Origin of the sequence: Lacibacter sp. H375 (assembly GCF_037892425.1) — a bacterium.
GTDB lineage: Bacteria > Bacteroidota > Bacteroidia > Chitinophagales > Chitinophagaceae > Lacibacter.
In genome coordinates, this window is sequence record NZ_JBBKTT010000001.1 from 2998759 (window position 1) to 3011658 (window position 12900).

Genomic DNA, 12900 nt, shown 5'->3' on the forward strand with positions numbered 1-12900 from the left:
GGAGAACAACTGCCGGTATCAACTTTTAAATTACTAGTCAAGTGAAGAAGATCAACATTGCATGTCTGCTTTTATTGATGCAGCAATTTCTGTTTGCACAACGTAACGACGTAACCATTCGTTTTAATACCCCTGCTACACATTTCACCGAAAGTCTTCCATTAGGAAATGGACGTTTAGGCGCCATGATGTTTGGCGGCACAAAGAAAGAACGAATAGCACTTAATGAAATCTCATTGTGGAGTGGTGGCCCGCAGGATGCAGATATTGAAAATGCGTATCAATATCTAAAACCTATACAGGATCATTTGCTTGCAGGAAATAATAAAGCTGCACAGAGTCTTTTGCAGAAACATTTTATTTCCAAGGGAAGAGGTTCGGGTGGTGGAAGTGGAGCTAATGATAAGTATGGTTCTTATCAAACCATGGGCGACCTGTTCATTAGCTGGAAGGACAGTGCGGCATCAGTAACGAATTACAAGCGTTGGCTTGATATTGAGCAAGCAAAAGCCATCACGCAGTTTACACGAAACGGCGTGATATATACAGAAGAATGCTTTGTTGATTTTGTGAATGATATCACGTGGGTGAAACTTTCTTCTTCAAAAAAACAATCACTTAATGTGGTGCTTTCATTGTACAGGAAAGAAAACGCAACCTTCAAAACAAAAAAGAATACACTTGGAATGGTAGGTCAGTTACCTTCCGGAAGTGACAAGGGAATGCAGTTTGCAACCTTTGCTCAACCTGTGGTGAAAGATGGTAAAATAAAACAGGAAGGTAATGATCTTGTGATTGAAAATGCAACAGAATGCTGGATCAAAATTACTTCGGCTACGAACTATAATGATGCAACAGGTGATCTTTCTTCAACAGATGTAGTTGAAAAAGCATTTCAATATCTTGACAAAACAAAGCCGTTGAATTTTGTAACAGCACAACTGAAAAGTACGGCTGCCTATCAAAAATGGTTCAATCGTTGTCGCTGGAAAATGCAGGATAGTAAAGCAGCGGCTGCACTTACAACTAATCAGCGTTTGATCAATTACAACAAAGGAGAAGAAGATCTGCAATTGCCTGTGTTGTATTTTAATTTCGGCAGATATTTGCTCATCAGTTCTTCACGTTCTGGTTTATTGCCTGCAAACCTGCAAGGACTGTGGGCTGTTGAATATCAAACACCTTGGAATGGCGATTATCATCTCAATATTAATATACAGATGAATTACTGGCCATCTGAATTAACAAACTTAGGTGCATTGGCCGAGCCGATTCATCGTTTCACTTCTTCATTGGTAACGAACGGAAAAAAAACTGCAAAGGCATATTATAATGCAAATGGCTGGGTGGCGCATGTCATCAGCAATCCATGGTTCTTTACTTCACCAGGTGAAGGCGCTGCCTGGGGATCAACGTTGACAGGTGGTGCATGGTTGGTTGAACATATCTGGGAACATTATCGTTTTACAAAAGATACTTCGTTCCTAAAAAAATATTATCCTGTAATAAAAGGTGCTGCACAGTTTTTACAATCGATCTTAATTAAAGAACCAACACATGGCTGGTTGGTAACAGCACCATCTAACTCGCCGGAACATGCATATAAAATGCCGGATGGTTTTGTTGGTAATACATGTATGGGGCCAACAATGGATATGCAGATATGCAGGGAATTATTCAATGCATGTATCACTGCGTCGTCAGTTTTAGGTGTTGATGAAAAATGGCGTGCCGAGTTAAACACTACAGTAAAACAATTAGCGCCCAATCAAATTGGTGCCAAAGGCGATCTCGACGAATGGGTGAATGATTGGGAAGATGGCGAACCGCATCATCGTCATGTATCGCATTTGTATGGCTTACATCCTTACGATGAAATTTCAGTGAACAAAACACCTGCTCTTGCTGAAGCGGCAAAACAGACATTAATACAACGTGGCGATGCAGGTACCGGTTGGAGTATGGCATGGAAAATAAATTTCTGGGCACGCTTACATGATGGTGAGCATGCATTGCAATTGTTTAAGCAATTACTGAAACCTGTTGCTGGCGCCGATGGAATTAAAATGAGTGGAGGTGGAACTTATCCGAATTTGTTTTGTGCCCATCCACCATTCCAGATCGATGGAAACTTTGGTGCAACATCCGGTATTACAGAAATGCTTTTGCAAAGCAATGACGAAGAAATTGAATTGTTACCTGCTTTGCCTGCAGCATGGGGCACAGGGGGCATCAAAGGTTTGTGTGCAAGAGGTGGGTTTGATATAGGCATGGAATGGAAAGAAGGTAAACTTGTTTCTTTCACCGTTCTCTCAAAGAATGGAGGCAATTGTAATCTTCGTTATGGAAGCAAACAACTACATGTGAAAACCAGTAAAGGAAAGGTATATACGTATACTGTAAACAATTTTAAATAAAAGGGAAATATTGTATGAGTAAAAGATTTTTATTGCCGGTATTGGTCATGCTGTTGTTTTCAACTGTAGCTGCACAGGTAAAACTTCCGGTTTTGCACGACAGCTTGTTCTCCACCTACTATCATCAACGGGTTTCTTTTTTTAAGGAGATGCCTGTAACAAAGGGGGAGATAATATTTCTTGGCAATAGCATAACTGATGGAGCGGAATGGGCACAACTCTTCAACGATTTGCGTATGAAGAATCAAGGCATTAGTGGCGACGTCACAGCAGGTTTGTTACATCGGTTGGATGTTGTAACAGATCGTAAACCAGCAAAGATTTTTTTATTGATAGGGACAAATGATTTGGCAAGAGGTATCAGTGCCGATACGGTATTGCATAACATTTACCTTCTTGCTGATTATGTGAAACAACAATCTCCCAAAACTAAGCTGTATGTGCAAAGTATTCTGCCTGTAAATGATGTGTATGGCAAATTTGCAGGGCATACAAAGAACGGAGAGAAAATTAAAGCTGCAAATGAGTTGTTGAAATCAAATGCAACAGCACATAACTATCAGTATATCGATCTGTACAGTGCTTTTGTTGATGAAAATGGAAAGCTGAAAAAAGAGTTAAGCAACGACGGCTTGCATTTGATGGGTAATGCTTACCTGTTGTGGAAACAGATTGTTTATCCTTACATATATAAGCGAAAGCTAAAAGTAAGTAATTGAAGGTAAGAAGTAGAGGATCCTGCGAAATGGATATCTGCATTTGTGCATCTTTAATTATAATTAAACGATAAATCGTAATCGATCATGCCTTTAAGATTTGTAAAATCCCTGTTGTTGTTTGTTTGCCCTTTTTTCGTAAATGCACAGCTACAGAATCTCATTATTCCACAGCCTGTTCAATTGAAAATCAAGGAAGGATTTTTTGCAATCGATAAAAGTGCTTCGGTTCAGTATAACACATCGCAAACTGCATTAAAACCAGCTGTTGATTTTTTTCTGAATGCTGTTAAAGAAGTTTCAGGCGTTTCGTTGCCAGTGAATAAAACAGCAGCTAAAAAAATTGAATTCATTCTTGTAAATGATAAGCAACTTAACAACGAGGCTTACACGGTAAATGTATCTTCCTCTTATATTAAGATCAAGGGCAATAGCTATGCCGGTATTTTTTACGGCATCCAATCAATACTGCAAACATTACCACAGGTACGCACTAATGCAGCGTTGCAGGTGCCTTGCATACAGGTGATAGATGAGCCACGTTTTAAATGGAGAGGCATGCATCTCGATGTGAGCCGTCATTTCTTTTCTGCAGATGTGGTGAAACAATACATCAACCTGATGGCGATGTATAAGATGAACACATTTCATTGGCATTTGGTTGATGACCAGGGCTGGCGTATTGAAATAAAAAAATATCCAAAGCTTACTTCAACAGGTGCATGGCGTGTTGATCAGAATGATAAAGTGTGGGGTAGTCGTCCGCAGGCACAACCCGGCGAAGCTGCTACTTACGGTGGCTATTACACGCAGGAACAGGTAAAAGAAATTGTTGCATACGCTAAAGCAAGAAACGTAACGGTGGTTCCTGAAATTGAAATGCCCGGTCATGTTGCGTCGGCCATTGCAGCATATCCGCAGTTGAGTTGTACGCAGCAACCGCAATTACCTTTGACTGGCGGCAACTATAATAATGTTTCTTCCAATTATTGCGCAGGTAAAGAAGAAGTGTTTTCATTTTTGCAGGATGTGTTAACAGAGGTAATTGCATTGTTTCCGTCAAAATACATTCATATTGGTGGCGATGAAGTGGATAAAGGTCCATGGAAAAAATGTGAGCGTTGCCAGGCACGTATGAAAAAAGAAGGATTAAAGAACGAAGAAGAGCTACAGAGTTATTTTATTAAACGCATGGAGAAATTCATCGTCAGCAAAAAAAGAAAGATGATCGGTTGGGATGAAATACTCGAAGGAGGACTTGCTCCCGAAGCAACCGTAATGAGCTGGCGTGGTGAAGCCGGTGGCATTGAAGCTGCAAAAATGAATCATGATGTGGTGATGACACCCGGTTCTCCTTGCTACTTCGATCATTACCAGGCAGGGCCGGAAGGTGAGCCACTTGCTATTGGTGGTTTTAATACGGTAAAGAAAGTGTACGACTACGAACCCATTCCAAAAGAATTAAGTGCAGAGCAACATAAATATGTATTAGGTGCACAAGGCAATGTGTGGACAGAATATATTTCTACAGCCGAACATCTCGAATACATGGTGCTGCCACGGATGCTGGCTTTGGCAGAAACAGTTTGGTCACCTGCTGTAAAAAAGGACTGGAATGATTTCAACAGACGATTACAGTTTCATTTTAAAGCATTTGAAGCAAAAGGTTTACATTATTCGCCTGGCAATTTCACCGTAGATATTAAGCCTGCGTCTAAGAATGGTAAACTGGAAGTGGTGTTGTTTTCTGAAGTACCTACTGCTTCTATTCTTTATACAACTGATGGAACAGTGCCAACTGTATCAAGTACTGTATTTACTCAACCCATTGCTGTTGCAAATTCACAAACCATTCGTGCAGTAACAATGCAGAACGGAAAGATCATGAACCTGCAGCCTGTTGAACAACGTTTTGTGATGCATAAAGCAGTTGGCGCTAATGTGCAGTATGCGTTTGCTCCATCACGTTCATACATGGCCGATGGAATTAACTCCCTAACAGACGGCGTGCGTGGAAAATCAGCAGTAAATAAATTCTGGCATGGCTTTAATAAAAATAATCTCGTTGCAACAGTTGATCTGGGTACAGAAAAAACGATTAGCCAAATTACACTCGGCTGTTTGCAGCATTACCGTGACTGGATCTTTTTACCAACTGCTGTAAAATTTGAAGTTTCGGCCGATGGGAAAACTTTTACTGAAGTAGCATACATCAACAACGATTTATCGGCCAATACACTTGCGCTCACCATCAAAGATTTTACGGCAAAGTTTGCTGCAGCAACAGTACGTTATGTTCGTGTAACTGCATTTACACTGGAAGCCTGTCCCAAAGGTCATCCGGGAGAAGGTAAACCAGCATGGACCTTTGCAGATGAGTTGATTGTAGAGTAAACAATCAACCAGAAAAAACATATGAATGATCACTAGTAAATTTTCAAAACAACTGATCTGTAATGACAAATCCAATAAGTGAAACGGGAGATACTATTAAAATTGTTTTCATGACATTTCTACATCAGTAATTACATACTTTTGGTGCAATTACAGATATGTGAAGCGACTGTCGAACATTTATAGTTACTCTTTTCTATTGCTTGCTTTTCTGCTGATAGCAGGAAACGCAGCAGCTCTTCCACCCATTACCCGTTTAGGTATTGAAAAGGGACTTTCGAATAATTCTGTACGTGTCGTGTACCAGGATAAAAAAGGATTTATTTGGTTGGGTACGTATGACGGGTTGAATCGGTACGACGGAAACGAGTTCAAAGTTTTTAGGAATAAACTGAACGATAGTACATCTCTTCCACACAACTATATTTATTCAATACACGAGGATGCCGATAATAATTTATGGGTAGGGACCGGCCAGGGTGTGGTAAAGTACGATCATACATATTCAAACTTCTCCGCATTATACGGTTATCCTTACCAGGCAAAGCAACCTGTAAAAATAACCATCAATGCAACTTCAATTAGGTCGGGTAATGATGGCTCGTTGCTGGTTGCAACGAATGGTTGGGGATTGATGGTAAAGAAAAAGAACGATGAGTATGCAAGAGAAGTGCCACTGCTAATTGGTAATCAGAAACTCACTGGATATAATGTAAGAGATATTGTTATTGATAAAAACATTGCTTGGCTATTTATTTCAGGAAGAGGGTTGTGCCTGTATGATGCAAAACTTGGTAATGTAACATTAGTAAATGCAGATGTTAAACAAGCCAACTGTATGTTGCAAAACAAAGCGGGCCAAATATGGATCGGTGGAGAAAGCGGTTTGCATTTATATGATCCAGGTGCAAATAAATATATCAAAACATATACTGCCGGGAACGGACAGCTGAGTGCACATGATGTAATTACCATTTGCTTCGATAAACAAGACCAGCTTTGGGTAGGTACTGATGGTGGTGCCATCAGTATTCTCAATACCACAACAGATGTTTTCTCCTATATTAATTCGGGAGATGAAAAAGACCAGGTTTCAAGTGAAGCAGTTTATTCCATTATTCGTGATAAGGAAAACCGTATGTGGATCGGCACCATTAAAGGAGGTTGCAACGTGTTTGATGAACAGAAAAATAATTTTGTTACGATAGCGAGTGATCCGCACAAATCAAACACCCTTTCGATCAATTTTATTTATTCTTTTTTTGAAGATAAGGCGGGAGATATTTTTATTGGAACAGAAGGTGGAGGACTCAGCATCTGGAATCGTTCAAGCAATACATTTAAAAATTATCGTCATCAGTCAACGAATCCGTCTTCTATCAGCCACAACATTGTTTCGAGTATTCTGCAGGATCATACTGGAACATTGTGGATGGCAACCTATGGCGGCGGTATCAATCGTTTTAATAAAACAACGGGTAGCTTCGAACGTTTTCGTTGTATCAATGATATAACAGGAGAAGAAAACCGTAATGCATGGTTGATGTACGAAGACAAAGCCAAAACACTTTGGGCAACAACTTTTATAAATGGCCCGTTGTACTTCTTCGATCGTACTGCAAACCGTTTTGTTGTATTTGATCATGAGGTGAATGATCTTGTGTCAATATTAGAAGACAGTAAAGGGCAGATGTGGGGTGGCAACACTGTTTCGTTTATTCGTATCGACCGAAAAAATAAGCAACATAAATTTTATGACCTGGGCAAACCCGTTCGGGCAATTTTCGAAGACAGTAAAAAGAATTTATGGATCGGTCTTGAAGGTGGAGGCTTGGTTTTGTTTGATGTAGCGAAGGGGGCGATCAAAAAACGTTACTCTTCAGCTGATGGGTTATGTAACAATGCTGTATTAAATATTGAAGAAGATGCAAAAGGCTTTCTGTGGCTTAGTACGTTTAATGGTCTTTCAAAATTCGATCCGGCAACGGGCAGCTTTAAAAACTTTTACGAAAGTGATGGGTTGCAGAGTAGCCAGTTTTCGTACAATGCTTCTTACAAGCTGCGTTCAGGCGAAATGCTTTTTGGTGGTATAAGCGGTTTCAATGTATTTGTCCCCGAAAAAATCAACAGCCGCACTTTTACACCTCCGCTGCAGATCACGAATATTCTTATCAATAATAAAACGGTTTCAGAAGTAACTAAATATATAAAAGAGAAAAACGCAGGTATCTCAGAATTACGAATACCATTTAAAGAAGCAGTTCTGTTGTTTGAGTTTACAGCATTGGAATATACTTCTCCCGAGAAAATTTCTTACGCTTATTACATGGAAGGATGGGATAAAGGCTGGAACTATTCCGGGAACATCCGCAACATCAACTACAATAATATCAGCGAAGGGAATTACAAGCTGCATATAAAAAATACAAATGCTAATGGCGATTGGAATACTGACGAAGCTGTGTTGGCTATCACTATTCTTCCACCTTGGTACAGAAGCATTCTTGCGTATTTCATCTATGTGTTGCTCGCCGTGTCAATTGTTTATTTATCGTATCGCTACAGGATTCAGCAGACAGACCTCAAGTATAAAGTAAAACTCGCCCAGGTAAATGCAGAAAAAGAAAAGGAGGTGAATGAAAAGCGCCAATCTTTCTTTACAAATATTACGCACGAATTTCGAACGCCGTTAACACTTATCATCAACCCGTTAAAAGACCTGCTTAAGCGTGATGATAATAAAGAAGAGAAAGATGAACTGAACGCCGTGTATCGTAATGCCCGCCGTTTATTAAGTTTGGTCGATCAGTTGTTGTTATTCCGGAAAACAGAGAGTGAAACAGGGAAACTGCAAGTAACTGCTATCAACCTTTTTGATCTTACACACGATACTTTCCTTTATTTCAAACAACAGGCGAAAGCGAGGCAAATTGATTATACGTTTGAATGTGAGAACAAATCATTAGAGTTGTTTGCAGATAAAGCAAAACTGGAGATTGTGTTTTATAATCTTTTGTCGAATGCGTTTAAATACACACCTGATAAAGGCAAGATCGTTTTCAACATACAAGAAGAGAGCAATCTGGTCTTGATAAAAATTTCAGATAGTGGTCAGGGCATTCCTGCGCATGTTGGCAATAAGATATTCGATAAGTTTTACCAGGTAAGTGAAGACAATGTGCCTACAAAGCCGGGCTTTGGAATTGGCCTGTACCTGGTTAAGCAATTGGTAGAAGATCATCACGGTTCTATTCAATACAATAGTAAGGAAGGAGAGGGTACGAGTTTTATCGTTGAGTTGAAAAAAGGAAAAGAGCATTTTGGTAAAGTAACTATTCAGGAATTTGCTTCGTTACAGGAAAACCTGTTGCTTGAAGAGATCAGTGCAGGAATGGAACCGATGGTTGCTGCAAAGAAATTGGGTACTGATGGCTTAGAGTCGATTGTAAGTGAAAATCTATCGATACTGGTTACGGATGATAATGAACAGTTGCGTAGTTACCTGGTGCAGGTATTTAAAGGTGCCTTTATAGTTTACGAAGCCAAAAGTGCAGAAGAAGGATTAAAAATGGCAAAGCAGATTTTACCGGATGTGATCATCAGTGATATGGTGATGGGCGAAATGTCGGGCATCGATTTTTGTAAGATCGTAAAAGAAACCCCCTCGCTGAATCATATACCTTTTATATTAATAACAGGAAGCTTCTCGCCTGAATCGAAATTGAAAGGGATTGAAGTGGGGGCGGATGATTATATTACCAAGCCTTTTGAAAAGGATATGCTCGTGGCCAGGGTGCAAAGCCTCATCAAAAAACAGGAAAACCTCCAGAAATATTTTTATAACGAGATCACCCATCAGCAAAATACACTCAACATTTCAGGTGAGTACAAAGAATTCCTGGAAGCATGTATTGCCGCAGTTGAAAAAAATCTAGACCGTGATGAATTCAATATCCAAACCCTGGCTTCAGAAATGGGCATGAGCCATAGCAAGCTCTACAAGAAGATCAAAACCATTTCGGGACAAAGTGCCAACGCATTTATCCGGTTTATCAGGTTACGGAAAGCAGCCGAGTTGTTCATTAACTCCGATTATAACGTGAACGAAACCGCATTTTATGTGGGCATTAAAGACATCAAATACTTCCGTGAGCAGTTTGCCAAAACCTTCGGGATGAAGCCATCCGAGTACATTGAAAAGTACCGGAAGAACCTGGGAAAAAATTACAAACTCAACGAAAAAGTAAAAAAGGACTAGTGTAACCTCACATCGTTCCCTGTTTAATTTTCTGACTGCCACACACTCATTTTCTTGCCATTACCCGTGCTTTTAGGTTTAATATCCGAATTTACCCCCTTTTTGTACCAAGAATCCCCCATTTACGCCCTCATAAAAAGATAATTTTAGCTCAGAATTTCTAAAAATTTCGATTGCTAATTAAATAACTGCTGTATGAGATTGTTCAATGCTTTATTCCCGGGCCTTTTCAGGATAACACAAAAGCGATACTCTGTCGCTCTCCCAATCAACCCTCCGTTACTTTTTTATAAGCCCATATACCCGTCGATTATGACAATGTTACCAAAACGGTCGACACAGGTGCCAATTAAAGCCGTACTGAATCGGCTTAGATGATCATCGTTGGCATAATCTCCGAAGCAGGAAGATTACGCTGGTAACGAGTAACAAATTTGATAACGTGATGAAAATTATAAAAAACTCAAATGCCACATATACTTACAAACGACGATCATCAATTCGTCGTCATAACTTCCGTCCCGAAATGTATTTGATTCCTTTGCCTGATGCAGGGATCAATAAAATGCCGGCCATGTTACAAAACCCGGGTTGGTAAACATTAAATAAATTTGCGTTTATGTTGAGTAAAAACTGTGGTTTGATTTTATCGTTGCTTGTACTATTACAATGTTTAGCAACAGCACAAACATCTTTTAATACTGCTGTAACTGTTACTGAAGTTGGTAAAGGGTGGTCTGGTAATTCTGTTAACACAGTTGTATTTCGAAAAAACTCATTGGCATCTTACAAAAACGTACAGTTTACCAGCTACTACGATGCCGATGGTTTTGTAGTGCTTGGTAAACGAAACATTGGTGAAAATAACTGGATTTTAAAACGTACAGTTTACAAAGGCAATATTAAAGATGCACATAACAGCATCAGTATTGCAATTGATGGAGATGGTTACCTGCATATTGCATGGGATCATCATGCCAATCCTTTACGTTATGCAAAAAGTAAAGAACCATTGTCACTGGAGTTGACAGAAAAGATGCCGATGATGAACAAAGATGAACAGAAAGTAACGTATCCTGAATTCTATAAAATGCCCAATGGCAATCTCCTGTTCTTTTACAGAGATGGTGCTTCCGGTAATGGCAACATGGTATTGAATAAATACGATGTACAACAAAAGCAATGGAGCCGTTTACAAACCAATTTAATTGATGGTGAAAACAAACGCAATGCATATTGGCAGGCATGTGTTGATGCAAAAGGTGCTATCCATATTTCATGGGTTTGGCGTGAGAGCCCTGATGTAGCAAGTAACCATGACATGAGCTATGCTGTATCAAAAGACGGCGGTGTTACATGGCAAAGATCAAACGGCCAGAAATATGTACTGCCAATTACAATGGCAACTGCAGAAAAAGTATTGACCATACCACAGAAAAGTGAGTTGATCAATCAAACATCAATGAGTACCGATACAAAGGGAAATCCGATAATAGCAGGTTACTGGAACGATGGAAATGGAATACCGCAGTATCATGTTATTTATAAAACAACGAAGAGTTGGGCAGTAAAAGATCTTGCGTTCCGCACAACTGATTTTAGTTTAAGTGGAGCAGGTACAAAGAAAATCCCCATCTCTCGCCCACAGGTCATTTGTATCGAATCAGGCAAAATCAAAAGCGCTGCTGTTATTTTTCGTGATGAAGAGCGTGGCAATAAAGTATCTGTTGCCTATGGCGGGCTCAATAGCAAATCAAAATGGAAACTTGCGGATCTGTTACAAACAAATACGGGTTCATGGGAGCCAACTTATGATATAGAATTATGGAAGCAACAAAAGCAATTGCATCTGTTTGTGCAGGATGTGCAGCAGGGCGATGGCGAAGGGGTATTAAAAGTTGAACCTCAACCTGTGCGTGTAATAGAGTGGTTGCCGATAGCTACAAAAAAACAAGCTGAACAAATTGTGAAGAAGAATGAACTGTTGCAGGTTATTCAAACAGTAAATAATTACTGGCAAAAAACAAATCCTGTTCATGGCCGGGCCTTCTGGGATAATGCAGCTTATCATACCGGTAATATGGAGGCGTATGCGCTCACAAAAAATGAAACGTATAAAGATTATTCCGAAGCATGGGCCATCAAAAATGAATGGAAAGGAGCGAAGAGTACAAACAAAGCTGAATGGAAATTCAATTATGGTGAGAATGATGATTATGTATTGTTTGGTGATTGGCAGATATGTTTTCAAACCTATATTGATCTCTACAACCTGCAACCTGAAGAATTAAAAATTGCCCGTGCGAAAGAAGTGATGAGCTACCAGGTAAGTACAGCAGAAAATAAATACTGGTGGTGGGCTGATGGTCTTTATATGGTGATGCCGGTAATGACGAAGATGTATAAACTCACCGGTGACAAAATTTATCTTGATAAACTCTACGAGTATTACACTTATGCCAACAGCATTATGTACGATGCAGACGAAAAGATCTACTACCGTGATGCCAAGTATGTATATCCCAACCACAAAAGTGTAAATGGGAAAAAAGATTTCTGGGCAAGGGGGAACGGATGGGTGTTTGCCGGCCTGGCAAAAGTGTTGCAGGATCTGCCGAAGAATGATGCTCATTACAATGAGTATGTAGAAAAATTCAAAGGCATGGCTGCAGCATTGAAAAAGCAGCAACAGTCAGAAGGGTATTGGACAAGAAGTTTACTCGATACTGCACATGCACCCGGTTATGAAACAAGCGGCACAGCATTTTTTACCTATTCTTATTTGTGGGGAATGAACAACGGTTATTTGGATAAAGCAGAATACACACCAGTTGCAGTAAAAGGCTGGAACTACTTAAAAAATATCGCCATGCAGCCCAACGGGAAAATTGGTTATGTGCAGCCTATTGGTGAACGTGCAATTCCCGGGCAAGTGGTTGATAAAAACTCAACTTCCAATTTCGGCGTAGGTGCTTTCTTATTGGCAGCCTGCGAAATGGTTCGTTTCGCTGAAGTAGGAAAATAATTAAAGGAGCAATGTTATATCAGCAGTTAATCAATAACCGGCTGTTTCTACAGCCGGTTTCTTTCATGGCCGGCTGAATGAATTTGCTTT

The 12900-nt window shown here is 39.8% G+C and carries 6 protein-coding genes; all 6 read left to right on the forward strand.

From position 1 onward, the window contains the following. The first annotated feature begins 41 nt into the window (after nt 1-41). The 6 genes from WG954_RS13120 (at nt 42) to WG954_RS13145 (ending at nt 12810) form a co-directional block, all read left to right on the forward strand. Entirely contained in the window at nt 42-2417 is a 2376-nt protein-coding gene (locus tag WG954_RS13120) for a glycosyl hydrolase family 95 catalytic domain-containing protein (protein ID WP_340437064.1), read from the forward strand. Between the two features lie 14 nt (nt 2418-2431). After that, entirely contained in the window at nt 2432-3136 is a 705-nt protein-coding gene (locus WG954_RS13125) for a GDSL-type esterase/lipase family protein (RefSeq protein WP_340437065.1), read from the forward strand. Between the two features lie 84 nt (nt 3137-3220). After that, nucleotides 3221-5527 (forward strand): glycoside hydrolase family 20 protein, encoded by a 2307-nt coding sequence (locus WG954_RS13130; RefSeq protein ID WP_340437066.1) that lies wholly within the window; start codon nt 3221-3223, stop codon nt 5525-5527. A 160-nt stretch (nt 5528-5687) separates the two neighbouring features. Continuing rightward, a complete protein-coding gene (locus tag WG954_RS13135; protein WP_340437067.1) occupies nt 5688-9785 on the forward strand; it encodes a hybrid sensor histidine kinase/response regulator transcription factor in 4098 nt (1365 codons plus the stop codon). A gap of 364 nt (nt 9786-10149) precedes the next feature. Next, a complete protein-coding gene (locus tag WG954_RS13140) occupies nt 10150-10383 on the forward strand; it encodes a RagB/SusD family nutrient uptake outer membrane protein (RefSeq protein ID WP_340438918.1) in 234 nt (77 codons plus the stop codon). A 21-nt stretch (nt 10384-10404) separates the two neighbouring features. Further along, entirely contained in the window at nt 10405-12810 is a 2406-nt protein-coding gene (locus tag WG954_RS13145) for a BNR-4 repeat-containing protein (protein WP_340437068.1), read from the forward strand. The last annotated feature ends 90 nt before the right edge of the window (nt 12811-12900 follow it).